The organism is Desulfoscipio geothermicus DSM 3669 (genome assembly GCF_900115975.1).
GTDB lineage: Bacteria > Bacillota > Desulfotomaculia > Desulfotomaculales > Desulfallaceae > Desulfoscipio > Desulfoscipio geothermicus.
Map to the genome: position 1 here is coordinate 1 of NZ_FOYM01000002.1, position 26471 is coordinate 26471.

At 52.5% G+C, this 26471-nt stretch carries 26 protein-coding genes and 3 pseudogenes; 28 read left to right on the forward strand and 1 reads right to left on the reverse strand.

Translation table 11 applies throughout. From position 1 onward, the window contains the following. Positions 1-322: pseudogene (locus BM299_RS19170) on the forward strand (IS4 family transposase); the annotation flags it as partial. A gap of 219 nt (positions 323-541) precedes the next feature. Here BM299_RS19170 and selD read toward each other — a convergent pair. Further along, a pseudogene (gene selD, locus BM299_RS01435) lies at positions 542-1592 on the reverse strand (selenide, water dikinase SelD). Positions 1593-1715: 123 nt separating this feature from the next. Here selD and BM299_RS01440 point away from each other — a divergent pair. From BM299_RS01440 to aroF, 27 genes and pseudogenes are all read left to right on the forward strand, one after another. Continuing rightward, positions 1716-2231 (forward strand): LysR family transcriptional regulator, encoded by a 516-nt coding sequence (locus BM299_RS01440; RefSeq protein ID WP_092481686.1) that lies wholly within the window; start codon positions 1716-1718, stop codon positions 2229-2231. A gap of 41 nt (positions 2232-2272) precedes the next feature. Further along, positions 2273-2389: pseudogene (locus BM299_RS01445) on the forward strand (YnfA family protein); the annotation flags it as partial. A 100-nt stretch (positions 2390-2489) separates the two neighbouring features. Beyond that, the gene (locus BM299_RS01450) at positions 2490-2828 is read left to right on the forward strand and encodes an STAS domain-containing protein (RefSeq protein ID WP_092481687.1); all 339 of its coding nucleotides are present in this window, start codon (positions 2490-2492) and stop codon (positions 2826-2828) included. 176 nt (positions 2829-3004) lie between these two features. Then, positions 3005-3445, forward strand: coding sequence for an anti-sigma F factor (gene spoIIAB / locus BM299_RS01455; RefSeq protein WP_092481688.1), 441 nt, complete (start codon positions 3005-3007; stop codon positions 3443-3445). A gap of 12 nt (positions 3446-3457) precedes the next feature. Next, the gene (gene sigF, locus BM299_RS01460) at positions 3458-4234 is read left to right on the forward strand and encodes an RNA polymerase sporulation sigma factor SigF (protein WP_207545092.1); all 777 of its coding nucleotides are present in this window, start codon (positions 3458-3460) and stop codon (positions 4232-4234) included. Positions 4235-4383: 149 nt separating this feature from the next. Then, positions 4384-4578, forward strand: coding sequence for a dodecin family protein (locus BM299_RS01465; RefSeq protein ID WP_092481690.1), 195 nt, complete (start codon positions 4384-4386; stop codon positions 4576-4578). A gap of 58 nt (positions 4579-4636) precedes the next feature. Further along, positions 4637-5200 (forward strand): stage V sporulation protein SpoVABEA, encoded by a 564-nt coding sequence (spoVAEA, locus tag BM299_RS01470; RefSeq protein ID WP_092481691.1) that lies wholly within the window; start codon positions 4637-4639, stop codon positions 5198-5200. Next, entirely contained in the window at positions 5197-6732 is a 1536-nt protein-coding gene (locus BM299_RS01475; protein ID WP_092481692.1) for a spore germination protein, read from the forward strand. Before spoVAEA ends, BM299_RS01475 begins: the two co-directional genes overlap by 4 nt. Positions 6733-6932: 200 nt before the next feature. After that, positions 6933-7919 carry an acyl-CoA dehydratase activase-related protein gene (locus BM299_RS01480; RefSeq protein WP_092481693.1) on the forward strand — a complete coding sequence of 329 codons (987 nt, stop codon included), beginning with the start codon at positions 6933-6935 and terminating at the stop codon, positions 7917-7919. 347 nt (positions 7920-8266) lie between these two features. Next, on the forward strand, positions 8267-9388 hold the full coding sequence (locus tag BM299_RS01485; RefSeq protein ID WP_092481694.1) for a CoA protein activase: 1122 nt from the start codon (positions 8267-8269) through the stop codon (positions 9386-9388). Continuing rightward, a complete protein-coding gene (locus tag BM299_RS01490; RefSeq protein WP_092481695.1) occupies positions 9366-10340 on the forward strand; it encodes an acyl-CoA dehydratase activase in 975 nt (324 codons plus the stop codon). Before BM299_RS01485 ends, BM299_RS01490 begins: the two co-directional genes overlap by 23 nt. An 88-nt stretch (positions 10341-10428) precedes the next feature. After that, positions 10429-11784: a TrpB-like pyridoxal phosphate-dependent enzyme gene (locus tag BM299_RS01495; RefSeq protein ID WP_092481696.1), complete on the forward strand. Its 1356-nt coding sequence runs from the start codon at positions 10429-10431 to the stop codon at positions 11782-11784. Between the two features lie 454 nt (positions 11785-12238). Beyond that, positions 12239-14881 (forward strand): CBS domain-containing protein, encoded by a 2643-nt coding sequence (locus BM299_RS01500; protein WP_092481697.1) that lies wholly within the window; start codon positions 12239-12241, stop codon positions 14879-14881. Then, entirely contained in the window at positions 14875-15492 is a 618-nt protein-coding gene (locus tag BM299_RS01505; RefSeq protein ID WP_092481698.1) for a site-2 protease family protein, read from the forward strand. Before BM299_RS01500 ends, BM299_RS01505 begins: the two co-directional genes overlap by 7 nt. Before the next feature lie 56 nt (positions 15493-15548). Beyond that, positions 15549-16523 (forward strand): tryptophan--tRNA ligase, encoded by a 975-nt coding sequence (gene trpS / locus BM299_RS01510; RefSeq protein ID WP_092481699.1) that lies wholly within the window; start codon positions 15549-15551, stop codon positions 16521-16523. Positions 16524-16686: 163 nt separating this feature from the next. Beyond that, positions 16687-17349, forward strand: coding sequence for a DUF2953 domain-containing protein (locus BM299_RS01515; RefSeq protein WP_092481700.1), 663 nt, complete (start codon positions 16687-16689; stop codon positions 17347-17349). A 138-nt stretch (positions 17350-17487) separates the two neighbouring features. Beyond that, a complete protein-coding gene (gene ytfJ, locus BM299_RS01520; protein WP_092481701.1) occupies positions 17488-17919 on the forward strand; it encodes a GerW family sporulation protein in 432 nt (143 codons plus the stop codon). Between the two features lie 122 nt (positions 17920-18041). Next, positions 18042-19307: an FAD-dependent oxidoreductase gene (locus BM299_RS01525; protein ID WP_092481702.1), complete on the forward strand. Its 1266-nt coding sequence runs from the start codon at positions 18042-18044 to the stop codon at positions 19305-19307. A 118-nt stretch (positions 19308-19425) separates the two neighbouring features. After that, positions 19426-21216: a chloride channel protein gene (locus tag BM299_RS01530; RefSeq protein WP_092481703.1), complete on the forward strand. Its 1791-nt coding sequence runs from the start codon at positions 19426-19428 to the stop codon at positions 21214-21216. Between the two features lie 120 nt (positions 21217-21336). Further along, positions 21337-21927: a nucleoside recognition domain-containing protein gene (locus tag BM299_RS01535; RefSeq protein WP_092481704.1), complete on the forward strand. Its 591-nt coding sequence runs from the start codon at positions 21337-21339 to the stop codon at positions 21925-21927. A gap of 5 nt (positions 21928-21932) precedes the next feature. Beyond that, positions 21933-22472 (forward strand): spore maturation protein, encoded by a 540-nt coding sequence (locus BM299_RS01540; RefSeq protein ID WP_092481705.1) that lies wholly within the window; start codon positions 21933-21935, stop codon positions 22470-22472. A 138-nt stretch (positions 22473-22610) separates the two neighbouring features. After that, positions 22611-23330 carry a pseudouridine synthase gene (locus BM299_RS01545; RefSeq protein WP_092481706.1) on the forward strand — a complete coding sequence of 240 codons (720 nt, stop codon included), beginning with the start codon at positions 22611-22613 and terminating at the stop codon, positions 23328-23330. A gap of 150 nt (positions 23331-23480) precedes the next feature. After that, the gene (locus BM299_RS01550) at positions 23481-23936 is read left to right on the forward strand and encodes a hypothetical protein (protein WP_092481707.1); all 456 of its coding nucleotides are present in this window, start codon (positions 23481-23483) and stop codon (positions 23934-23936) included. Between the two features lie 52 nt (positions 23937-23988). Continuing rightward, entirely contained in the window at positions 23989-24441 is a 453-nt protein-coding gene (locus BM299_RS01555; RefSeq protein WP_092481708.1) for a hypothetical protein, read from the forward strand. Positions 24442-24477: 36 nt separating this feature from the next. Continuing rightward, entirely contained in the window at positions 24478-24897 is a 420-nt protein-coding gene (locus BM299_RS01560; protein ID WP_092481709.1) for a HutP family protein, read from the forward strand. 20 nt (positions 24898-24917) lie between these two features. After that, entirely contained in the window at positions 24918-25277 is a 360-nt protein-coding gene (gene aroH, locus BM299_RS01565) for a chorismate mutase (RefSeq protein ID WP_092481710.1), read from the forward strand. A 19-nt stretch (positions 25278-25296) separates the two neighbouring features. Further along, positions 25297-26151, forward strand: a complete 855-nt coding sequence (gene aroF, locus BM299_RS01570) for a 3-deoxy-7-phosphoheptulonate synthase (RefSeq protein WP_281246348.1) — start codon at positions 25297-25299, stop codon at positions 26149-26151. Positions 26152-26471 lie beyond the last annotated feature (320 nt).

Sequence of the window (26471 nt, forward strand, 5' to 3'; positions counted from 1 at the left end):
CAAAGAGTTTCAGGGACGTTCCTACGATTCCATGGTGGCGCACACTACCATCGTGTTCATCCGATACATCATGCTGGCTCTGGAGAGCCGAAACGGCGAAGACCCGAGAACCATCGGCAACCTCTTCTACATCTGCTGCGACGAGTTGCAGGATATCAGTCTGGTAGATGCGCTACAGAGGATTTTCTCCCTGATGGAGCGGTTTTTACAAGAGCAGCTGCAACTGGCGGAGGCGGAGATCCGCAAGCTGATCGACTACTTGATCAGCAATTTACCCTCGTTTTTCAAGGAACGACTGGCTGCTTGTTACTGCGAAAGTTGAGTAATATACAAAAGCCCAAAGGGGGCTGGCACCTTTTTCAAAAAGCGAAAAAGGAGCCAGCCCCCTTTGGGCTGTTTCTTTAATCATAAAAAAAGCGCGCTTAATTCAGTTCCCTCAGCGCGCGCTTTTTAATACTTTGTACCTCAGCCCTGGCCCATATTGGAGGTTGGACATTTGATGTTGGATATTAGAAGCATAGTTGAAATGCGGCACAGCGTTTTATGTCGTTACGCTAATCACTCCGGGCTCCTCAACGATTTCCCCGATCTCCTCCGCCAGCACCACTTCCGGGTCTTTGCGCAGGGCGGCCAGCAGGCAGTCTTTCCTTTCCCGGGGAACCACCATGAGCAGGCCCCCGGATGTCTGGGGGTCGCAGAGGATCAACCTCATTTCATTGGACAGCGCCGGGTCCCACTGCACCGCTTCCCGGAGGTAGCGGTAGTTATTGTGGGTACCCCCCGGCACCGCCCCGGCCCGGACCAGTTCCTCGGTTTCCGGGATCACTGGTACCCCGGCGGCCTCCACCCGCGCCCCGACCCCGCTGGCGGTAACAATTTCCCGCAGGTGTCCCAGCAGGCCGTAACCCGTCACGTCGGTGCAGGCGCTGACCCCCACCTCCAGCATAATTTCGGCGGCCCGCCGGTTCAGCGTGAGCATGATGTCGGTCACCCGCCCGACCAGGTCTTCACGCACCAGCTTATGGTCTATGCCGGTGGTGACCACTCCGACGCCCAGCGGCTTGGTTAAAACCAACCGGTCGCCGGGTTTGGCCCCACTCTTGGTGATTATTTTGCCCGGCTCCACGAAACCGGTTACCGCCAGGCCGTATTTGGAAGCGCTGTCGGTGATGGAATGCCCGCCCACAATGGTGACGCCGGCTGTGGCGGCTTTATCCGCGCCGCCCTTGATGATAGCTTCCATAATGGACAGGGGCAGGCTCTGGTTGGGAAACCCGACGATGTTCAGGGCGGTCACCGGCCTGCCCCCCCATGGCGTAAATATCGCTCAGGGCGTTTGCCGCCGCAATCATCCCGAACTGGTAGGGATCGTCCACCACTGGAGTGATGTAATCAACGGTTTGGATAACGGCCAGTTCATCGTTCAACCTGTAAACTGCCGCATTTTCGTCGCGCCCGGCCAGGACGTTGGGGTCCCTCACCGGGGGCAGGCAGCGCAGAACCTGCGCCAGGTCCGCCGGACCTATCTTGCATGCTCACCCCGAGCCCGGGGAATAAGAAGTCAGTTTGACATTTAATGGTTGGTTCTTCATAATCTACACCCCTGACCATTTAACATTTTACAGATTAGCACAGGATTAATTATAATACAAATGAATTTATAACAATAAGCATTATGCAGTTAGGTTATAGTTTATCGAAGGGTCGGGCGGATAATGGCCGAGCTGAACCTCTATCACCTGAAAACTTTTTATGCCGTGGCCAGGCACCTTAATTATTCCCGGGCGGGAGAAGAACTGGCCCTCAGCCAGCCCGCCGTGTCGCGACAGGTGGCGGCCCTGGAAAAAACCTTGGAACACCCCCTGGCAGGCCGGAACGTTACCGCAGCCGACCTGGCGGAGGAAACCCTGCTCTGGCGGGAAAAAGGCTCCGCCGCTCGGGCGCTGGTGGAATCGTTCCTTGATGAGGAAGGCATTTCATTCAAGAAAACGGCGGAGATAAGCGACGCCGGCGCCATTAAGCGCTTGGCGACCGAACAAGTGGGGGTAGCATTTCTGCCGAAACACGCGGTGGAACTAGAACTGGCGGCCGGTGTCCTGCGGGTGGTGGATCACAACCGGCTGGCTGTACCGGTGTACTGTTCCATCATATCGGTGAAGGATATGCACTCGTATCCTGCGGTGCTTGCTTTTCTGAATTTTGTCCGCAAGTGGGCCACCGGACATTATTAGTACAGACAAGCGATTAATCCAAATGTTGATAAACGGTACCGGTTAGGAGGTTTCTGTGGGGCTGGAAAATCGACCAGATTACTCCAGACAGGTTTGATTTAATTGGCGGGTTTATTGCGCTGATGGGTGTGCTGATTATCATGTACTGGCCCCGTTAGTCAAACGCTAGATAACGATACTTGCATGTTGCCATACTGTTGTGGTAAAATCTAACAGGTAGTCCTTTATTTACAATCTTGCCTATTGAGGTGGTAAGTAGTGAATTATACAATTAAAAAGGAAAAAGATTACCTGGTGGTTTCCATATCGGGCGAAGTGGATATAAGTATAACCGATTCGCTGCGGGAAGATATAGACCGGGCACTGCAGGATTACGGTTTAAACAACCTTATTTTTGATCTTAGCGGGGTGGAATTTGTGGATAGCGCCGGTTTGGGGGTTATTTTGGGCAGGTATAAAAAAGTTGCCGCCCGGGGCGGAAAAGTCTACCTGGCGGGAGCCAGGCCCCAGGTCAAAAAGATTCTGGAACTGTCCGGATTACTCGGCCTAATGGATGAATACCCGTCAACCGGCGCCCTTTGGGAAAAGCTGGGTTGATCAATTCATCAACGGCATAGAACAATTCTTTTTTAATATTACAGCGTAATTTAAAAGTTAGCGGAGCCATGGGGACGGTTCGAGCGTCCCCGAAGCGCAGCGAAGGGCCGAAGGGAAGACGATGGAACCGTCCCCGTGGCGTAGCTGCTCAGGGCACCTTGAAAGGAGGCGGAACAATGAATAAAGCTGTGCTTGAATTCTCCAGCCGGACGGAAAACGTGGCCTTTGCCCGGGTAGCGGTAGCCGCGTTTGTTTCCCAACTGGATTTTACCTTGTCCGATATTGAAGAGATCAAGGTGGCGGTTTCCGAAGCTGTATCCAACGCCATCATCCACGGATACGGGAATAACCCTGACCATACGGTCCGGCTGGAATTACGCGTGGCAGAAGAATACATGGAGATTGAGGTAATTGATCAAGGTAAGGGCATAAAGGATATTTCCCAGGCATTGGAGCCGGCTTATTCCACCGACCCGGAAAGGATGGGGCTGGGTTTTGCTTTCATGCAATCATTTATGGAAAAATTTTCTGTGCAATCCACTCCGGGTAAGGGCACCAGAATAAAAATGAGCAGAAGGGCGGGGGCGCCCCGACAGGCCGCAGTGCCTGAACAGTAGGGGGAATGGGTGATGAGCAGTAGATTGATGGATATGAACCTACCCCGTTTCCCCTTGCTTAAAGACGAGGAAATGAAGGAACTGCTGGAAAAGGCCCAGGCGGGAGATGCCCAGGCCAGGGAACGCTTGGTCAACTGTAATTTGAAACTGGTGTTTAACCTGGTCAAGCGTTTTCAAAACCGGGGTTACGAGTTGGAGGATCTTTTCCAGATCGGCTGTATCGGCTTAATGAAAGCCATCGACAAATTTGACATGAGTTACAATGTGCGCTTTTCCACCTATGCCGTGCCCATGGTAGTCGGTGAAATCAGGCGTTTCTTAAGGGACGATAACCCCATCAAGGTAAGCCGTTCCATTAAAGAAACCGCTTACAAAGTGCAGCAGAGCCGGGATATGCTGGTGGCTAAAATGGGACGGGAACCAACCGTAAATGAGATTGTCGCTGAGCTGGGCATACCCAGGGAAGAAGTGATCACGGCTCTGGAAGCATCTCAATCGCCCGCTTCCATCTACGAAACTTTGCACCAGGACGACGGCGACCCCATTTACCTGTTGGATCAGTTAAGCGAGGAAGATGAGGCGGAGGTTCCCTGGCTGGACAATATTGCGGTGAAAGAGGTGCTTAAGAAACTGCCGGATCGGGACAGGCTGATACTCCTTTGGCGGTTTTTTGGGGATAAAACCCAGGGGGAAATAGCCGACCGGCTGGGCCTGTCCCAGGTACAAGTATCCCGCCTGGAACGTCAAGCCTTGCAAAAGTTAAAAGACATGATGGAAAGCGCCCGGTAAAAAAAGGGGACTGGCTCCTTTTTCGTTTTTTGAAAAAGGTGCCTGTCCCCTTTTTTGCCGGTCCCCTTCTTGCTGATTTGCATAAAAAACGCAGCAGGACAAATAATACAATTGCCAAGTTATTTTTAAAGTTCAAAGGAGGATGAAACGTGCATATCAAGGTTATGGAAATGGTGGGGGAATCCAGGGAAGGTTGGCGCAGCGCAGTACAATCTGCTGTTGACGAAGCTTCAAGAACAGTGAACAATATCGTGGGCGTGGAAGTGGTAAATTTAACCGCCAACGTGGAAAACGGCAAGGTAGTGGAATACAAGGCCAATTTAAAAGTAGCCCACACCAGCTGACAAGGACACCATAAGGTGTCCTTACATTGTATTCTCGAAGTCGGTGAGGAGTTAGCAAGTGAGTAAACCTATCAACGTAATAGTAGTGACCGACGGGGACAAGGTGGCCCAAAAGGCGGTGGAAACGGCGGCCCGTAATATCGGGGCCAGGTGCATTTCCGCCTCGGCGGGTAACCCCACCCCCTTAAACGGTGAACAACTGGTGCAGCTGATTAAAACGGCGGCTCACGAGCCGGTGGTGGTAATGCTGGATGACCGGGGCGTAAATGGGCCCGGCCAGGGTGAATCAGCATTGACCTACTTGGCCGGGCACCGGGATATCCGCATTCTGGGCGCTCTGGCGGTGGCATCCAACACCCAGGCCACGGAAGGTACGCATGTGCATGCGTCCGTGGATTACCGGGGTGAACTGGTCAGCGGTCCCGTGGATAAATTGGGTAACTATTGCCCCGGCGAATCCTTGCACGGCGATACCGTGGAAGTATTGGACGAATTAAACCTGCCGGTGGTGATCGGCATTGGCGATGTGGGAAAAATGAACTATGCGGATGATTATACCAGGGGTGCTCCGTTGACTACCAAAGCACTGCGGGAAATAATCAGGAGGAGTGGATACGCATGAGTCCTGCCGCTATTGAGGAAAAAACTAAATTAAGCAAACATCTGGATGTCAATAAAGATTTGCTGGATGAGAAACTGGCCTTTGATAAAAATTTCGACATTGTCCGGCGGGAAATGACCATTGGCGGCAAAAAAGTGTTGATGCTTTTTGTAGATGCTTTCGCCAATGCCGAATTAATGACGGACATCTTATATAATTTAGGTAAACTGGACCGCGAAGACCTTTCGGTGGACGCCTTCCAAAAACTTTTCAGCAAATATATTAACTATGTCGAAGTGCAGCAGGCGGACTACCTGGAAGACGTAATTGAAAAAATGTTATCCGGCCCGCTGGCCTTGCTGATAGACGGTTCCGACCAGGCCATCATGCTGGACGTGCGCACTTATCCGGTCCGCAGCCCCCAGGAACCGGACTTGGAAAAGGTGGTCCGGGGTTCCCGGGACGGTTTTACCGAGACACTGGTTTTTAATACCGCGTTGATCAGAAGGCGTATCCGCGACCCCAAGCTGCGGATGGAATATGTCCAGGCCGGCAACCGGTCGAAAACAGATATAGTCATCTGTTATATTGAAGATATCGCCAACAAGGATTTGGTTGACAGCGTAAGGGAGAAGATTTCCAGCATCAACATTGACGGCTTGCCCATGGCGGAAAAGGCTGTTGAAGAACTGATCACGCCGGGCAACTACTGGAACCCGCTGCCGAAGGTGCGATACACCGAAAGGCCGGACGTGGCTTCCATACACCTGCTTGAAGGGCACGTGCTGGTGCTGGTGGACACTTCACCCAGCGTTATCATCACACCGGCTACTTTTTTCCATCACTTGCAGCACGCCGAGGAATACCGGCAAAACCCCACAGCGGGAGTATACATGCGCTGGGTCAGGTTTTTTGGAGTGGCTGTTTCCGTATTTTTATTACCCTTATGGTTGCTGGCTGTTTTGCAGCCGGAAATACTGCCGCCGGCGCTTAAATTTATCGGCCCCGATAAAATAGGCAAAATACCGATATTTTTGCAGTTCCTGATCGCCGAGCTGGCCGTGGACATGGTGCGCATGGCCACCATCCATACGCCGACGGCGCTGGCCACCGCCGTCGGCATTATTGCCGCTTTGCTGATTGGTGACATGGCGGTAACGGTGGGATTGTTTAACGCCGAAGTGGTTATGTACACGGCAGCGGCGGTAGTGGGCAACTACCTGACCCCCAGCTACGAATTGGGCTGGGCCAACCGTCTGATTCGTTTGTTCCTGCTGGTTCTAGTGGGGCTGTTCCGTTTGCCCGGCTTTTTGATCGGCTTTGCTCTCGTGCTGGCATTGCTTGTTTTCACCCGCTCTTTCGGGGTGCCTTACCTGTGGCCGCTGATACCGTTTAATGCCCGGGCGATGTACAGCATCCTGGTACGCAGGCCGGTGCCGACGGCCAATATTCGGCCCAGCGCCTTGAAGCCCCGTGATATTGACCGGCAGGGAGTTCCGGTGCCGGCCCGCAAGCCCGATGAGAAAGCAGGTAAAACCAAAGGCAACAAATAACCGCGGCTCCGGTCGCGGTTATTTTATTGCTTAGGAAAGTATACCAAAAAGGGGACAGGCTGCTTTTTTCGTTTTTTGAAAAAAGATGCCTGTCCCCTTTTTGGCTTTTTTATTGATCGTCTAAAAGTATACCACCGCTTGTTTTAGTCCATAATATCATAATGTGAGAAAAGTGTCAGATGGGAGGGCTTTTGAGCGCCATGTCCGTTAAAGTGGGCATACCCAAAGCATTATTGTTTTATTACTATTACCCCCAGTGGAAAACTTTTTTTACTAAATTGGGTGTGAAGACCGTTATATCCAGGGACACCACCCGGGGGTTGCTGGAAAAAGGCCTGCAATCCACTGTCGATGAAGCCTGCCTGCCTGTAAAACTGGCGGTGGGTCACGTATTGGATTTACGCGACCGGGTGGATTATATATTTTTACCTCGTATGGTCAGTACGGCGGTACGGGAATATATCTGCCCGAAATTCCTGGGGTTCCCCGATATGGTGCGCAATACCATTGAAGGGCTTCCGCCGCTGATTGACTGCAATGTGGATTTGTACCGTAGGGGCAGCAGCCCGTACGAATTTTTTTATTCCGTCGGCAAACTTTTTACCCGCAACCCGGCGCGCATTTTTATGGCCTACCGGGCCTCTTTTGATGCGTTGCAACAGCAATACCGGGCCCTGGAGTCGGGTAAGCTGCCATGTGAAACGGATAAAAGTGCGATCGGAACTGACGCCGGTCAATACAGTGACTTGAGAATAGCGGTTATCGGTCATCCATATAACATATATGACCGTTTTATCAGCATGAATATGATTGGCCGGCTGCGGGAAAACGGGGCCCACGTGGTGACCGCGGACCAGTTACCCGAACATGTTATTCGGCGGGAGTCGCAAAAATTACCCAAGAAGCTGTTCTGGACCCTCAACCAGCGCATGACCGGGGCCGCTTACCATTATTTCGCCCGGCCGGACGTACACGGTGTTATCCATGTCGCTTCTTTCGGCTGCGGACCGGATTCCATGACAGGCGAGCTTATTGAAAGATTCGCCCGCCGCCAGACGCGCAAGCCCCTGCTGAATTTGACCATTGACGAGCATACCGGCGAAGCGGGCATGGTTACGCGCCTGGAGGCGTTCTTGGACATGGTGCGGTGGCGCCGCAGCCTGGAAGACGTGGCGGCGACACTGTAGATGATATTCTCGAACGGAAAGTGTCCGGGAAGTAAATTGCTTTGGGGGACCGGTAGTTTCCCGCAAGAGATGTATCGGAGCGCCGGTAACGGGACTTGACGAAGCCGAGGTTACCGGCTCGGCGGGACGAATCGCGCAGATATAATCTGTGATAGCAGGTAGCATGAATGCGACTGTTTATAACTGAATATAGAATAGCCATCCCGTTGCGCGCAATATGCAGGACCGCCGGAGCCGGTCCGAGGCAAGTCAAAGTCCCGTCGGCGCGGAGATTCTGAACGCAGCGGGAAACTACCGGTCCCGTTGAAGTAACTATGTTTATTTTACAAAAATAGGTGATGATTCTATTGAAAGTAGTTTACCCCCATATGGGGCATATGTGGATATGCGTCAAGGCCATGCTTGAATACCTGGGAGTGGAAGTGGTCGTGCCGCCCCCTTCCAGCAAAAAAACGCTGCAGTTGGGCGTAAAACACGGGCCCGAATTTGCTTGTATGCCGTTAAAGTTAAATCTGGGCAATTTTATAGAAGCCGCCGAAATGGGCGCCGACACCATGGTCATGGCCGGCGGGTGCGGGCCCTGCCGCTTTGGCTACTACGCCCAGGTGGAACATGCTATACTGCAGGACTTGGGCTACCGGTACAATCTAATAGTGTTGGAGCCACCCCAAAAACATATCGGCGAACTACTGGGCAAAATAAAGTATATAACCGGCAACAGTTCCTGGCGCCGGGTCATCAAGGGGATCCAGTTCGGCTACCGCAAAGCCAAGGCCATGGATGAAGTGGAACGTATGGCCCATTATTCCAGGCCGCGCGAACGGCAAACCGGCGACACCGATCGGGCATTGCAAGCGGCGCTGCGGGAAATAGTGCACGCCGCTACGCCGGATGAACTGCCGCAGGCCCGGGAAAAAGCCGTCGCCATCATGGGCGGCGTAGCGGTGGACAGCCACCGACCGGTGGTGCGCATTGGACTGGTGGGGGAAATTTACACTTTACTGGAACCCTTTACCAATCTCGACATTGAACGCAAGCTGGGCGGGATGGGTGTAGAGGTTGACCGTTCCATTTACCTCAGCGAGTGGATCAACGAGCACCTCTTCATGGGACTGGTTAAAAACATGCGCACCAACAAGCTGGCCAAACAAAAGGCGCTAAAGTATCTGAAGCATTTCGTCGGCGGGCACGGGCTGGAAACCGTAGGCAATACTATCCTTTACGCTGAGCAGGGGTTTGATGGGGTGATTCAACTGCTACCTTTCACCTGTATGCCGGAGATTGTGGCCCAAAGTATCCTGCCGAAAATAAGCGCCGACCTGGGTATTCCCACCATGACCCTGATCGTGGATGAACAGTCCGGCGACGCTGGCATAGTCACCAGGTTGGAAGCCTTTGTGGATTTACTTGCCAGAAAAAAACAAGCTGCGGGAGGATTGGCTGGAAATGTATTGTTATCTGGGTATTGATGTTGGTTCGGTCAGTACTAACCTGGTGTTGACCGGTGAAGACGGTACGGTGAAACACAGTATATATTTGCGCACCCGGGGCAGGCCCATCGAAGCGGTGCAGCAGGGAATGAAATTAATGAAAGCGGCCCTGCCGCCCGGGGCCAAAATTGCCGGTGCGGGTACCACCGGCAGCGGCCGGCACCTGGCGGGGATCATCACTGGTGCGGATATTGTAAAGAACGAAATTACAACGCACGCCATTGCCGCCTCCAATATTGTCCCCGGGGTGCAGACCATCCTGGAAATAGGCGGCCAGGACTCCAAAATAATAATCCTGCGCAACAATGTGGTAGCGGATTTTGCCATGAATACCGTTTGCGCTGCCGGTACGGGCTCGTTTTTAGACCAGCAGGCCGCTCGCCTGAGTATTGACATTGAAGAATTCGGCCCCCTGGCGCTGGAATCGGAAGTGCCGGTGCGCATCGCCGGGCGCTGCGCAGTTTTTGCAGAAAGTGACATGATTCATAAGCAGCAGATGGGCTACAATGTGCGGGATATCCTGGCCGGATTGTGCGAGGCGCTGGTACGCAATTATCTGAATAATGTGGGCAAGGGTAAAGAAATATTGCCCCCGGTGGTTTTTCAGGGGGGTGTAGCCGCCAACGCCGGCATGAAGTGGGCCTTTGAAAAGGCCCTGGGATTGGAAGTGCACATACCACCTTATTACAACGTAATGGGCGCGCTGGGCTCGGCTATGCTGGCCCGGGAGGCCACCAACCGTAAACCCACCTGTTTCCGCGGGTTTGATATTGTGGATAAGGATTTCCGGGCCGGTGGATTTGCATGTGACGGCTGTCCGAACATTTGTGAAGTGGTGGAAATTATGGAGTCCGGCCGGGTGATTGCCCGCTGGGGGGACCGCTGCGGGCGCTGGAGCAACACGCTGGTAGAAAAAGAAAAAATTAGTTGATAATCCCTTGCGGAAAAATAACTCATAGTCTACAATGTTTTTATGGTTTTTTCACCAAAAAATTGAGTAGAGAGGAGTTATAGAAGAGATGAGCGAAAATAAAATTTTGCTCACGGAAAAAGAAATGCCCCGGCAGTGGTATAACGTGATGGCGGACATGCCCAATTTGCCCAAACCGCCATTACACCCGGCCACCCAAAAGCCTGTGGGTCCGGAAGACCTGTCTGCCATATTTCCTATGGAACTGATCAAGCAGGAGGTCAGCACCGAACGCTGGATCGACATTCCGGAAGAGGTACAGAAGATTTACCGGCTCTGGCGCCCTTCGCCCCTGTGCCGGGCCCGCCGGTTGGAAAAAGCGCTGGATACACCTGCCAAAATTTTTTATAAATATGAAGGGGTCAGCCCAGCGGGCAGCCACAAGCTGAATACCGCCGTACCGCAAGCCTATTACAATAAAAAGGAAGGCATCAACCGGCTGACCACGGAAACGGGCGCCGGGCAGTGGGGCGTAGCCCTCAGTCAGGCCTGCAACTTCTTCGGCATGGAATGCCGGGTATTCATGGTCAAAGTTAGTTATGAACAAAAGCCGTACCGCCGTTCCATGATGCAGATTTTCGGCTCTTCGGTGGTGCCCAGCCCAAGTAATGAAACCGCAGCGGGCCGGAAAGTGCTGGCTGCCGATCCCGACTCCCCCGGGAGCCTTGGTATTGCCATCAGCGAAGCGGTGGAAGTAGCCGCCCAGCGCGAAGACACCAACTATGCCCTGGGCAGCGTGCTAAATCACGTGATACTGCACCAGACCGTCATCGGCCAGGAAGCGAAGGAGCAAATGGCCAAGGCCGGGGAATACCCCAACATAGTAATAGGCTGCTGCGGCGGCGGGAGTAACTTTGCCGGCACGGCGTTTCCGTTCGTATATGACAAACTGGTGCGGGGCGCCAAGATAAGATTGATTGCTGCGGAACCGTCCTCCTGTCCCACATTGACCCGGGGCCGGTTCGGATACGACTTCGGTGATGTGGCCGGGCTGACACCGCTGCTCAGCATGTATACCCTGGGGTCCGAATTTATGCCGCCCAGCATCCACGCCGGCGGGCTGCGTTACCACGGTGATTCCCCGCTGGTTAGCCAGCTGTTGCATGACGGCATTATCGAGGCCACTGCCCTGGATCAAACCTCTATTTTCGAAGGGGCCATAATGTTCGCCCGCAGCGAAGGCATAGTTCCGGCTCCGGAATCGGCCCATGCCATCCAGTGTGCAATCAACGAGGCCCTGGCGGCGAAGGAGGCCGGCGAAGCCCGCACTATTTTGTTCACCCTGAGCGGGCACGGGCTGCTGGACCTGCCTTCGTACGACAAGTTCATGGCGGGCAAACTGGAAGATTTCCCGCTCCCCGAAGACATACTGGCCAAATCACTACAAAACCTGCCCAAAATTTAAGTATGAGTTCGAAAAGGAGCACGATAAACACGAGAATTTCAAGGCGTCGAAGGCTTTGAGGAGCGGAACGACTAGTGCCTTCGGCACTAGTATCATTGAAAGCGTGCAGCATTGACATAAAAGTCCAATGTATGCTTAGAAAATTATCCGCATGTTATGAAACAGGACTTTTATGTCGCTGCACTTAAAACAATACGTGAGCACCGTAAAAGCCGAGCCAACGCAGAAATTCGACGTGGATCTCGCGCGGACTTTTCGAACAACCTCTTTAATACATGCCAAAAAAAGTATGTCCGCACATAAGGCTCCTCTCATTCGTTGAAAGGGAGCTTTTTTGTTTACAGAACCACATTAAATGGGCCTGGCTATCCCGGCGGGGCATTTTTTTAACACAAAGTGTCAACTTATGGTATAATTAAAAACTAATGCAGAATAACGCGGAGGCTGGATTGGCATGGAAATAATCACCACCCATACGAATACCGACATGGACGGGTTGGCGGCTATGGTGGCGGCGCAAAAATTATACCCCGAGGCCTGGCTGGTATTGCCCGGCAAATTGTCCCGCAACGTAGAAGAATTCATGTCACTGCATAAAGACACCCTCAATGTTTACAGCATCAAGCAAATAAATTTGGAACAGGTTAAAAAGGTTGTCTTGGTCGATACCAAGAGCCGCCGCCGGGTGGGCAAAATCGGCGATATATTAAACAAGCCGGGCGTTGATGTGCATGTTTACGATCACCACCCCTGGGTGGAAGGTGACGTGCGGGGCTCTGTGGAAGTGGTGGAGACGGTGGGGGCCACGGTAACCCTGCTGGTGGAACGCATCAAGCAGGCCGCATTGCCCTTAAATCCCCTGGAAGCAACCATTCTTTGCCTGGGTATTTATGGCGACACCGGCTCCCTCATGTTCACCAGCACCACGCCCCGGGATGTGGATGCCGTATCCTACCTTCTGCGCCGGGGAGCCAACCTGGCGGTGGTGGCGGACTTTTTGGGCCGACCCATGACCGATGAACAAAAAGACCTGTTGAAAAACTTGCTGGTAAACGCCGAGCGGCATCAGATCAACGGCGCCAAGGTGTTGATAGCCCGGACCAAAACCGATGAATTTGTAGTGGGACTGGCTATGATCGCGCACACCATTTCGGAAATTGAGCGACTGGATGTGGTTTTTGTGATAGCCGAAATGGAAGACCGGGTACATATAGTAGGCCGGAGCAGCATACCCCAGGCCGATGTCGGCGATATTTTAAAACATTTCGGCGGGGGCGGCCACGCCGCCGCCGCTTCGGCCACCATCAAAAACGGGGTGCTTGATGATGTGTCCTGGGCGTTGCTTGATGTGATATACGAAAAAATAGATCCGCCGTTATGTGCGGCCGATATCATGTCAACGCCGGTGAAGACAGTAGCGCCGGAAATGAGCATAGCCGAGGCGGGACATATTATGTTGCGCTACGGCCATACCGGTTTGCCCGTGGTCAAAGGGGAAAAGCTGCTTGGCGTAATATCCCGCCGCGACGTGGAAAAAGCCAACCACCACGGGCTGGGCCACGCCCCCGTGAAAGGTTTCATGAGCGTCAGGGTGGTATCCGTACCGGGCGATATGCCCGTTTCCGAGGTGCAGGAGTTGATGATCAACCACGATATCGGGCGCGTGCCCGTGGTGGAAGACGGGAAACTGATCGGCATCGTTTCCCGCACTGATATCCTGCGCACGCTGCACGGGGAAGTGCAATCCCGGCACCGGATTGTCTATAACAACGGCCGGGGGACGCTCAGCCGGCGCAACATCGGTTGGGTCATGCAGCGCACGCTATCTCCCACCGTTTGGAATATTCTCAAGCAGGCCGGCAAACTGGCCGACGGTATGGGGTTTAAAATATACGCCGCCGGGGGATTGGTCCGGGACGTGCTTTTGGGGCAGGAAAGCCTGGATGTGGACCTGGTGGTTGAGGGTGATGGCATCCGGCTGGCCGAGGAACTGGGCAAGGCGCACAGGGCGCGGGTTCGGCAGCATCACAAATTTGGTACCGCCGAAGTGATATTATCGGAAGATTTTAAAATAGACGTGGCCACCGCCCGGGTGGAATTTTATGCCTACCCGGCCGCTTTACCGCAGGTGGAAAGTTCTTCCCTGCACCAGGACCTTTACCGGCGGGATTTTACCATCAATGCCATGGCCGTTTCCCTGAACGAAAAGAAATTCGGGGATCTGGTGGACTTTTTTGACGGCCGTGAAGATCTGGAACAACGTATGGTGCGGGTGCTGCATAATTTGAGTTTCGTTGAAGACCCCATCAGAATCCTCCGGGCCGTACGTTTTGAACAGCGCTATGGTTTTAAAATTGAGCCGCAGACCCTGAAATTGCTCAAGGAAGCAGTGCGCCAGGGGGTGCTGCACAAGGTGACCAGCGAGCGGGTCTGGGAGGAACTGAAGCACATACTGGTGGAAGCCGAGGCTGCTAAGATGTTGCATCGGTTGGAGGAACTCAATGTTTGGCCTTATGTTTTCCCGGACGTTAACTACTGGGAAGTCGACCCGGTATTAAAGGAATTGCATAATGCCATGGATTTGCTGGATCAATGGGGACAATTACAGCCTGCCGAAAGATGGCTGCCTTATTATATCGCCGTGCTGCATTGGTCGGAGGTGGAGGTGGCTCTGCGGGTTTGCCGGAAGTACAACCTGAGCAAGAGGCAGACCGAGAAGGTACAGCTGGCACTGGAGGGCTGGCGCGAAGCCGTAGCCATGATCTGGAAAGCGCCGCAGGACGTAAAAATCAGTCAACTGGCCAAAGTATTGTTGAAAATGCCCCGGGAATCTTACCCCATGCTGCTGGCTATTCTGGAAGATAGCTGGATCAAGGTACGTTTCCGGCAACTCTTGAATATTATTATGGATAGCAAACCGAAAATTAACGGAAAATATATAAAAAGTTTGGGCTACCGCCCCGGCCCGGTCTACCGGGAAGCATTGGACGCTTTATGGCGGGAGCGTCTGGACGGAAATTTGCGCACCGAAGAGGATGAACGGCAATTTCTTCGGGATTACCTGGACCGGGTAACCAAAGGAGAGAGTAAATGTTAAATTTACCGAGCTTGACGGAACTACTGCTTTTATTGCCGGCCATTTTAATCGGGCTTACTTTTCATGAGTTCGCCCACGGGTGGGTCGCCGACCGATTGGGTGATCATACGGCCCGATACCAGGGCCGGCTGACCTTGAATCCCCTGGCCCATATCGACCCGGTGGGCTTTTTGATGCTGATATTATTCAAGTTTGGATGGGCCAAGCCTGTTCCGGTCAACCCTTACAATATGCGCGGTGACCCGTCCCGCAACATGCTATTGGTGTCGCTGGCTGGCCCGGCCGCGAATATACTGGTGGCATTACTGGCGGCTGTGCTGATCGGCACCGGCCTGCCCCGGATTATTCCTTACGGAAATTATCTTTTTTACCTGACCCTGCAAATAAATGTAGTGCTGGCCATATTTAACCTGATTCCGGTGCCTCCCCTGGACGGCTCCAAGATTCTCGCCGGGCTGTTACCGGGTCAGTCGCGTTTTATTTATCAAATGGAAACCTACGGCACAATTATACTGCTAATTTTACTTTTTACCGGCGTGTTGGGCAGAATTATCTGGCCGGCGGTAAGTTTTGTTGTTAATTTGTTTTTAGTTGTGGCCAGAATTATTTGACGGACTGCAGTGTGAAACAGGAATGAAAAAACCTCATGCAAAGAAGGAGATAGGTTATGCGCGTTTTATCAGGTATTCAACCGTCGGGTTCCCTGCATTTGGGGAACTATTTCGGCATGATGCGGAGAATGATTGATTATCAGGAAAACAGCGAGCTGTTTTGTTTTTTGGTGAATTACCACGCGCTGACTTCTGTTTTTGACGCGGACAGGCTGCGACGGCAAACCTTTGAAGCGGCTTGCGATTTCCTGGCCCTGGGGCTTGACCCGGACAAGTCGGTGTTCTGGGTGCAATCCGATGTGCCCGAAGTAACGGAATTGACCTGGTTGCTCAGCAACATCACGGGTATGGGGCTGCTGGAACGCTGCCATTCCTATAAAGATAAAACCGCCAAGGGTATTCCCGCCAGCCACGGGCTGTTTGCATACCCGGTTTTGATGGCTGCGGACATTTTATTGTTCGGCGGAGAAAAGGTACCGGTGGGCAAGGACCAGAAGCAGCACCTGGAAGTGGCCAGGGACATCGCCGTCCGGTTTAACAATGTATACGGGGAAACCTTCGTCGTACCGGAGCCGGACATTGCCGGAGACGTGGCCCTGGTGCCGGGCATCGACGGCCAAAAGATGTCCAAGTCCTATGATAATACCATTGAAATTTTTGCCGATGAAAAAACGCTGCGCAAAAAAGTTATGAGCATCAAGACCGACTCCACGCCGGTTGACGAACCCAAGCCCCTGGAAGGAAATGTGCTTTTTGACCTCTATGCCCTGTTTTTGGATGAACGGGAAAGGGAAACTCTCAAGGAAAGGTTTCTTACCCCGGGGCTTAAATACGGTGAAGTTAAAAAGGAATTGTTCGGCGTGATTTATGAATATTTCGCCCCTTACCGGCAGGAGCGGGAAAGGCTTGCCCGGGACAAGCAGTATGTGCTGGAAACCATGCAAAACGGAGCCCGCAAAGCCAGGGAGGCGGCATCGACTTATCTGGAGCGCGCCCGCCACAACGTGGGGTTGGATTACCGGAGCATTTAAGCTATGTTATAGATGACCTCTCTTATTTATATAAGGGAGGTCTTTTGCTTATATACTCAAAAAACACGTTATTCCTTTATTTGCCATAAAAAGTAGCCTGTCCCCTTTTTTGCTTGTATAGTTGTGCTGCCGGAAAGGCAACAATAAAGGGCGGGGTGGTAGTATGTGGTATTTGCTTTTTATTTCGGCCGGGGTCATGATTATCCTGGTGGTTTCACCGGTCACAGTCAATCTAAGATACACGCTGCGCGAGGAAAAAGACCCGGACCCCAACGCCGTTTTAAACCTGGCATCGCCTGATACCGGTTTGCGCCTGTCATTTTTATGGGGCCTGGCAACCTTGCGTATGCGCATGTCCTCTGCCGGCATGGGTTTCGGAGCATTAAACCCGGTATTGAGGCTGCGCACCAGATTGGCCGGGCGGTCGGGCGCCACCCTGGCCCGGGAAAAGGCCGGCATAACCCCGGCCCGGGCCTGGCGATTATACAGGCGTATCAGAAAAATTATGCGGGCGGTTTTCCCTGCCTATAAATATTTGCTGTCTAAAACAATATTACACCGTTTCTGCTGGCAAACCAGGCTGGGATTATATGAGGCCGACCAGACAGGGCTGGCGGCGGGGGTGTTATGGATTGTTAAAAGTAATGTTGCCGCCCGCATATACCGTTTGCTGAATAAACCGGCCCCAAAGCCCGATCTGCAGGTTACGCCGGTTTTTAATGCCCGCCTGCTGAACATGCACCTGAACCTGGTTTTAAGCCTGCGGCTCGGCTACCTGATGCTGGCCTTAATGCTGGGGGGGTGGCTATACCGGAAGAATTGTTAAGGTGAGGAATAACCCCTTTTAGTTTTGAACCGGTGCAAAAGGGCATTGTATATTTAGGCCGCTTCCCGGTAATATTACCCTTACAGGAATACAGGCGGCTTTACGTAAAAATAGCCGTTAAAATCTGGGGGTAGTCAAATGGAACAGCATCCCATTGAAGGCTTGATGAAAACAGCCATGGAAAGCATAAAAGAAATGGTGGACGTAAATACCGTGGTGGGAGAACCCGTGGAAACGCCGGACGGAAGCGTTATTATTCCCATCTCCCGGGTGGCCTGTGGGTTTGGCGCCGGCGGAGGCGAATTTGAAATCAGTGAGGCCGGCGGCGGTAAGGACCAGCAGGGAGGGGAAAGCCAGGTCCCGGCTTTCGGCGGCGGTAGCGGTGCCGGCATGTCTGTTAAGCCCGTAGGGTTTCTGGTGGCCGGTAACGGGCAGGTGCGCCTGTTGCCGGTGGACGGCAACGCTTTGCTGGACAGGCTGATTGATATGGCGCCCCAGGTGTTGAATCAAATCCAGGGTATGCTGGAAAAACGCGGAGAAAAGAAGATCAATAAGAACGAACTTACTTGATGGAGCCATATAATGCCTATCCTGTTTTGCTACGTAAAGCATAGGATCACTTTCAACTTTTCCATACCTGCAGAATATGATGATACTGGGTGCCTTTATGCCCTCCGGAGGAGGATGATTTAATGAAAGTGATAATTGTGGGCGGCGGTTGGGCCGGCTGCGCCGCGGCATATGCCGCCGAAAAATCCGGCGGGGAAGTTGTTTTGCTGGAAAAAACAGACTTGCTTTTGGGTACCGGCCTGGTGGGCGGCATTATGCGCAACAACGGCCGGTTTACTGCCCTGGAAGAGGCCCGCGCGCTGGGGGGGCATGAGTTCATAGCCCTGATTGAATCTGTTGCCAGGCACGGTTCCGTTGATTTTCCGGGACACAAGCATGCCATGCTCTACGATGTAACCAGAATCGAGCCGGTAATGCGTAAATTCCTGACCGGCTGCGGTGTTGAAATAAAACTGCAAACCAGAATGACGGAGGTTTTTGCCAGCAATGGTTATATTAACGGGGTGGTAACCGGTAACGATGAAATGTTGCGCGCCGATGCCTTCATTGACACCACCGGCAGTGCCGGCCCGGCCAAGAATTGCACCCGCTTCGGGAGCGGTTGCGCCATGTGCATCCTGCGCTGCCCCACATTCGGCCCCCGGGTCAGTCTCACGGCCAGGGCCGGCCTGCCGGAAATCACGGCAGGTGAGGGTTTTCCGCATTTCGAAGCCATGAGCGGTTCCTGTAAGCTGGATAAGGGGTCGCTGGCCCAGCATCTGGTGGAAAAGTTGGAAAAGGACGGCGTATTGATTATTCCCCTGCCGCCGGAAATGTACAAGGACGAACTACTTGGCGGCAAGGCTTGCCAGCAGTATGCCCTGACTGATTATGCCAGGAATTTGATTATTCTCGATACCGGTCACGCCAAGTTGATGACGCCTTATTTTCCCCTGGAAAAATTGCGGGAGTTGCCGGGATTTGCCAACGCCCGTTACGCCGACCCATACTCGGGCGGCCGGGGTAACTCGGTGCGCTTTATGGCCATGTCCCATTGCAATGACGCCCTGCAGGTAGACGGCGTTAAGAATCTGTTTTGCGCCGGGGAAAAAACCGGCCCGCTGGTGGGTCATACCGAGGCCATTGTTACCGGCTTACTTGCCGGCTATAACGCGGTAAGGCTGGTAAACGGCCGCGAACCGGTGACATTGCCGGAAGACCTGGCCGCCGGGGATATCATTGCTTACATGCACCGGCAAATGAAGCAACCCGCGGAATTGACCAAAAAATACACTTTTTCCGGTTCGGTTTACTTTGAAAGGATGCAGCAAAGGGGGTTATATACCACCGACATCACAGCCATTCATGAACGGGTCCGCCGGGCCGGGTATTGTAATATGATTGGTTGACTAACCAAACAATAAATTATAGTAATTATTGCAGGAAATTTAAATAAATAAGAGAAAATAGATTATTATAACAAACTGTATAATGAGGTGTACGAAGTAATTCAAAGGAGAAATAGCAGTGGTAAGCACGAATAAGGAACTAAGAAAAAGCGGGAATAGTAATAAACTCTATGAACAATTTTACCGGGTAGCGTTGGCGCTGGTAATTGGTATTTTAACCGGGCTCGGTGCTGTGGCCTTTCGTAAATTGATAAGTTTTTTCCACAACGGATTTTTTGACCATGGTGGGCAGTTACTTTCTTTCCTGGGGCAGTATTACGTAATAATTATACCAATGGCTGGCGGTCTGATTGTAGGGCCGCTGACTTATTTTTTCGCCCGGGAAGCCAAGGGGCACGGTGTTCCGGAAGTAATGGCGGCGGTTGCTGTACGTGGTGGCCGTATACGGCCCAGGATAGTGTTGGTAAAGGCTTTAGCATCCGCCGTATGCATCGGCTCCGGCGGTTCTGTCGGCCGCGAGGGCCCTATTGTGCAGATTGGATCGGCCATAGGTTCCACGGTAGGACAAGTATTTAAAGTGTCAACGCGTAAAATGCGGGCGCTGGTAGCCTGCGGGGCAGCGGGTGGTATTGCCGCTACTTTTAACGCGCCCATAGGCGGTGTGCTATTTGCACTGGAAATAATTCTCGGTGACTTTACAGGCGATCATTTAATGCTGGTTATTATCTCCTCCGTAACATCCGCTGTAATCAGCAGAATTATGCTGGGCAATGACCCGGCTTTTATCGTTCCGGCCTACCCGCTCAGCCACCCCGTGGAGTTGCTGCTTTACGCTCTACTGGGTGTTGTTTGTGGCATATTTGCCGTGGTATACATCAGGGTGCTTTATAAGTCTGAAGACATTTTTGATTCCATCAAGATTATTCCGGAATACTTAAAACCCGTGTTAGGCGGTTTTTTGATCGGTGCCATAGGGCTGAAGTTTCCACAGATTTTCGGGGTTGGCTATGAAAGTATCGAGATGGCCATAACCGGAAACATGATATTTAGTATTACGGCGGCACTGGTGCTATTGAAGTTGTTGGCTACTTCCATTACCATTGGTTCCGGCGGTTCCGGCGGGGTTTTTGCGCCGGGGCTGTTTATGGGTTCGATGCTGGGCGCTTCAATGGGTTACGTATTTCATTATTTATTTCCCAACATTGCCATAACACCGGCCGCCTATGCCCTGGTCGGGATGGGAAGTGTATTTGCCGGCAGCGCTCATGCACCTATTACGGCCATAATCATGCTGTTTGAAATGAGTAACGACTATCATATTATTCTACCGCTGATGATTGCGTGTGTGATCAGTTCGGTCGTGGCCAAAACTGTTTATCATAATAATATCTATGTAGTCAAGCTGGTTAGACGCGGGCTGGACATTGAAGCGGCTCGGCGGCCTGATGTATTGAAAAATGTCCTCGTCAAGGACGTCATGACCTCCCGGATTGAAACAATTCCATGTAAATTCACCATTAAAGAAGCCCGGAAGTTGGTTCATGGCAGCCCGCACCGGGGATTTCCCGTAGTAACCGAAGATGGTTACATTTGTGGTATTGTTACCAGCAACGAATTGGAAAGAGCTTTTACTGAAGGGGATATCGACAAACAGGTTAATGAACTGGCCGTTCACCACCTGGTTACGGTCACCCCTTACGAGCCTATCAGTGTGGCGGCCAGGAGGATGGTCGAATATGACATAGGGCGACTGCCGGTGGTAGACCCCGATAATGCCGAGAAAATTATCGGGTTGCTGTCCAGAACGGACATTATCAGTGCCTATTCCAAGGGTCTTTTGCAGGAGGACAACCTTGAAGAAAGCTTTGTCAGCAAGCACATCACCGACATAGAAACACTTAAAGGGTAGCATTGGCCAGGAATATTTTTCATATTTGGGACAACCCGATCATACTTTTTGTTGTAAGGGGACTTGTTTTGAATAAGTTGTGGCCCGTCCTCTTAACCTCATACGGCGGAGGAGAAAAGTATGGTCAATTACATCTGGTTAGGCATGATGGTGGTTGGGGTGCTGGTGGCGGGGTTCAACGGGCATATCGAAGTGGTGACCAAGGCCGCCCTGGATGGAGCCCGGGTCGCGGTGCAGACAGCCATGGACCTGATCGCCATTATCACTTTCTGGCTGGGGATCATGAAACTGGCGGAAGCCGCCGGCCTGGTGCGGGCGCTGGCCAGAATGGTCCGGCCCATCACCAGTTTTCTTTTCCCCAGCGTGCCCAGGGACCACCCGGCCATGGGGGCCATTGTCATGAACCTCAGCGCTAATATTCTGGGCCTGGGTAACGCCGCTACGCCAATGGGATTGATTGCCATGCAGGAACTGCAGAAATTAAACCGGGGCGATCCCAAAGAAGCCACCGACGCCATGTGCACATTTTTAGCCCTGAATACGGGGTGTATCACCTTGATACCCACCACCATCATCGGCATCAGGCTGATCTACGGTTCGGCGGACCCCACAGAAATTGTGGGCACCACCATATTTGCCACGGCCTGCGGCATGACGGTGGCCGTCATTATGGACCGGATGCTGCGGTACATATACAGCCGGAGGTGGTGATATAAATGTTCGGCATTGTTTCCGACCTTTCCCGCTGGGCCATTCCGGTTGTTCTGCTACTGGTGCCCCTTATCGCCATGATCAGGGGGGTAAATGTATTCGAAAAATTTGTGGAAGGGGCGGAAGACGGCTTCAGCACGGCCATCAAGACTATTCCGTACCTGGTAGCCATGCTGGTGGCCATAAGCGTGTTTCGAGCTTCCGGGGCGCTGGACATTGTGACGGGCGTCTGCTCACCGGTGCTGGATAAGGTGGGCGTGCCCGCCGAGGTGCTGCCGCACGCCGTGATGCGCCCCCTTTCCGGCGGTGCCGCCCTGGGGATAGCCACGGATATTATTAAAACCCATGGTCCGGACAGTTTTATCGGACGGCTGATTTCCACCATGCAAGGAAGTTCAGATACCACATTTTATGTTTTAACCTTGTATTTCGGCTCGGTGGGTATTTCCCGCTACCGCTACTCCATTATCTCCGGCCTTTCCGCCGATTTCACCACCTTGATAGCTTCCGTGTACGTGGCCCATAAACTTTTCGGGCCCATTTAAAAATGGAATAGTATAATTAAGAAATGCATCCCCGCCGGCAGTCCGGGAGATGCATTTTTTTATGATTTTCATTTAAAATAGTGATATTATATTTTTTGAAATATAGAGTAATAAAATGCTTAATGGGGTGAATTTTTCTTGGAGCGTCTGCACAAATACATGGCCCGTGCGGGGGTGGCTTCCCGTCGCCGGAGCGAGGAACTGATTGTCGAGGGGAAAGTGATGGTCAACGGTAAGCCCGTGACAACGCCCGGGCTGAAAATAGACCCGCTGCGGGACCGGGTGGAGGTGGACGGACAGTTTCTGAGGAAACCCGAAAAAAAGGTATATCTTTTGCTATACAAGCCCACCGGTTACGTTAGCACAGTGAGCGATCCCCGGGGCCGCCGCAAAGTAACCGACCTGTTGCACGGTATCAAGCAACGGGTTTACCCGGTGGGGCGCCTTGATTTTGATTCCGAGGGACTGTTGCTGCTCACCAACGACGGTGCGTTAACCTATGCCCTCACCCATCCCCGGCACGAAGTGCCCAAGACCTACTTGGTCATGGTGCAGGGCATGCCGAACCGGCAACAAATCGAGGCGCTGCAAAATGGAGTGAAACTGGAAGACGGACTTACCGCCCCGGCCGGGGTACGCATAATCGGCAGCAGGAAAAACAATGCCCTGATGGAAATCACCATCCGCGAAGGGAGAAACCGTCAGGTGCGGCGTATGTGCGAGCATATCGGGCATCCCGTATTATCATTAAAAAGGGTGCGCGTCGGCCCGTTACGGCTGGGCGACTTGCAGCCGGGCCAGTTCCGCCACCTGACCGTAAAGGAAGTGCACCGGCTGAAAAAAGCCGCCAGGATATAGACCGTAAGTGCATCGAGCGTTGGGCAATACCACAGCGGGCTTGCTGAATAGTACAATGCGTCAAGAAATTTCACACCGGGCCTGCCGGTGGCAGGATATTCCGTCATTATGGTAGAATTATGACCACAAAGCCTGCTCGGAGGTGCGCTCATGAACACGGCGGAACATAATGAAGACAGAGAAATAAAAGTGAAAATAAGATTGGATTTCAAAGGACAAGCCCGCCCCGGCCGTTTCCTGTTCGGCGGTAAGCCGGTGGACAGGGTGGCCGAAGAGGTTAGGGAACAGCAAGTGGCCCTGTTCAGAAACGTGCCCATGCAAGGTTTACATATAGACGATATTGATATGAGCATCGAAGTTTATACGGTGTGGGACGATGTAGCCAACAGCGAGATAGCTTACGCGCCGGTCATACTGACTATTACTGCGGAAAATGTGGAGGACTTGCTCCGGTTTATCGTGCGGGAAGATTTTCGTAAAATTGAGGTTGTTGAACCGGGGCGCATGGTACTTTGCCGGAACGACATGGAGCGGCTGCTTTTTAAGATGCATGAAGAAATGAAGGATTATATCAACCACCTGGAAAGGAAATATAACTTGCGATAATAATAAGCCCCGGCACGGCATATATCATGTAAAAAAAAGAAGGTGATATGCTGTGCGAAAAGATTTTTTGTTTTGGGGCACCAGGTTGGAGCACTGGTTGATGCGCGTCGTTATTCTATGCGCGGTAATGATGGTGACTGTCCAGTGGTTTGCGTACGACCCCGCGGTACGGGTTATCAGCAAGGTTGACGATGATTTACGCGGCAATGCCGGATCCTCACTTACCAGTCTGGATCACCTAGTCACTTTTCAATTACTGGACTATTCTACATTGCCCAGGGCGGCTGTACTGGTTAACGGCGAAAAGAGGGGAAGTTTTCAATATCGCTATGTTACGGTGCCGGTGGCTGACGGGGATGAACTGGCTATTGACGCAGCATTTTACGAACAACCGGTTTCTTTTAAAATAATTGAAACTTACGGTAATGTGCGCTGGCCTGAATCGGGCATGATAGTCAAAGTGCACGGGACCACAAAAAAAATAGGCAAGGTAATAATTGATTGACCCGGGCACGGGGTCATTAAACGTGGAGGTGAGTTAATGTCACTGTTGGGCAGCAAGGAAGTGGCCAGAGCTGCCATTAAAATGGCTCTTTCGGAAAGCAGGGATCAGGAAAGGGAACTTAAGGAGTTTTTTATAAAAAAAGGCATCAAAGCGGCGGCAGTGGACCACGGCGGTGATTTTATCGCGTCGGTGAACAAAATCACGGAGCGTTCGGTGGTGGCCGCCAAGCGGGAAAAAGTAATCCGAGAGGTGCATGCCGACGAAGGGGCTGTGGCCGGGGCCACCCGGGAGGCCCTTTCACAGGTGATGCCCAAGGCGTTGGGGCTTAACGTGGGCGGCAAAATCGGCATTGCCAGGTATAAGGACCATATCAGCGTGGCCGTGTTTTTTGGGGTTGGTCTTTTGCACCTTGACGAGGTGGCCATCGGGTTGGGTCACCGGGCGGTATCTTCCTGAAAAATTAGGAGGTTGACCATATGCGAGGCATCAGAGGCGCCATAACCGTAGAAAAAAATACAAAGGAAGCGATTGGCCGGGCTACCCGCGAGCTTCTCCAGGCCATGATGCGTGCAAATAACCTGACCGTGGAGGATATTGTCAGCGTCATGTTTACCCTCACCAACGACCTGAACGCGGAGTTTCCAGCCGCCACTGCCAGGGAAATGGCGGGCTGGAACTACGTGCCTATGCTTTGCGCCACGGAGGTGGACGTGCCGGGCAGCCTGGGTCGGTGCATCAGAGTGTTGATGCTGGCTGATATCAAGGCAGGCCAGCGGGATATTCAACATATTTACCTGGGTGATGCTGTTAAACTCCGCCCGGACCTCAAGGAATAGTAAATCCATATTACAGTCGATGCACTCATGCAAGGGGGAGCAGCAGTTGTCAGAGTATAAGTTAGTACGCAAACAAAACCGGCATGAAAAAACTATGGTCAGAGTAAAGGAATGTTGCATAGGGGACGGTGATTTAACAGTCATTGCCGGACCCTGCGCGGTGGAAGAGGAAGAAATGACGTTTGAATTGGCCCGTGCATTAAAACACATGGGCGTACATATATTAAGGGGCGGTGTTTTCAAACCGCGCACTTCCCCGTATTCCTTTCAGGGATTGGGCTGGAATGGTTTGGAAATTTTGGCCGCAGCGGGACAGAACGCCGGCCTGCCGGTGATTACCGAAGTAACGGAAGCTGGTGACGTGGAAAAAGTAAGCCGCTATGCCGATATATTGCAGGTTGGCAGCCGGAACATGCAAAATTTCGGGCTGCTCAAGGAGATGGGACGTTCCGGTCGCCCCGTATTATTGAAAAGAGGTTTTTCGGCCACCCTGGAAGAATGGCTCCTGGCGGCGGAATACATCATGTCGGCGGGGAACAACCAAGTGATTTTATGCGAGCGGGGCATCAGGACTTTTGAGAACTATACCCGTAATACCTTTGATATCAACGCCATACCGGCCTTGAAGCGGCTCACCCACCTGCCCGTGCTGGCGGATCCCAGCCACGGCACAGGGCGGCGGGAACTGGTGGAGCCGGTGGCTTTGGCCGCGGTGGCGGCGGGTGCTGACGGCATCATGGTGGAAGTGCATCCCCAGCCGGAAAATGCTCTTTCCGACGGGTTCCAATCCCTCCGGCCACATGAACTGGCCCCGTTAATCAATCGGGCGCGGGCGGTGCGCGATGCTTTACACACAGGTTGCGTCGCACGGTAAAAAGTGTTAACATATTGACATGGTAGTATGGTTATTTAATTAATCGGTCAGGCGGTAGTCGGGTACATGATTAAACGGTAGAACGCAGTTACAACCAGTTATTCAAACAGCAACTTTCCTGTAGAGTTTTACCGACGACAGACCACAGGCAACCAACGACTAATACGGTAGGACGGTAGGGAGGCGATGCGATCATGATTACATAGCGCTCCCCTGGGGGAGTTTTTGTTTTTTTGCGTGAAAATGTCATTTGCGGGTCACGATAATAATATATATAAAGGCTTGTTTACCATTATCTGCCTTTAGAATGTATATATATG